Annotated in this window: 1 protein-coding gene; it reads left to right on the top strand. The window is 63.3% G+C overall.

The window, feature by feature from the left end; all coding sequences use genetic code 11:
• Positions 1-596 (top strand): MFS transporter (locus EN914_RS37640; protein ID WP_127389792.1); only part of this gene is annotated, 596 nt, incomplete at both ends.

The following is a 596-nucleotide window of genomic DNA, read 5'->3' as shown; positions in this document are numbered from 1 at the left end:
GCCTTGCGCTGTTCATGGTCGGCGGCATCGGTTCGGCAATGGCGCCGACCATCGAATGGCTGATCGCTTTCCGCTTCCTGCAGGGGCTTGGCGCCAGCGCCGGCATGGCCGTTCCGCGCGCCATCGTGCGCGACCTGCATACCGGCAATGAGGCTGCCAAGCTGATGTCCTTGCTGATGCTGGTATTTTCGGTGTCGCCGATCCTGGCGCCGCTGACCGGCAGCGTGATCATCGAGAATTTCGGCTGGCGTGCCGTGTTCTGGACGGTGACGGGCGCGGCTCTGCTGGCCACCATCCTTCTGGCGACCTCGCTCAAGGAGACGCGGCCGGTGGAAGATCGCGCCGGGTCCTCCTTCGGCACCGCGCTGTCGGCCTACCGCTTCCTGATGGGTGACCGTAACTTCCTCGGCCTGACGGCGATTGCCGGCTTCGGCATTGCCAGCTTCTTCGTCTATCTGTCGAGCTCGTCGTTCATCCTGATCGACCATTACGGCCTGTCGCCTTCGGTCTACAGCGTGTTCTTCTCGATCAACGCGGTCGCCTTCATCTGCGACATGCCGATGAAGGCGACCGCGTTGATCGAGAAGAACACGCTG

Source organism: Mesorhizobium sp. M7A.F.Ca.CA.001.08.2.1 (genome assembly GCF_003998455.1).
GTDB lineage: Bacteria > Pseudomonadota > Alphaproteobacteria > Rhizobiales > Rhizobiaceae > Mesorhizobium > Mesorhizobium ciceri.
This window is presented reverse-complemented; position numbering and strand designations above follow the sequence as displayed.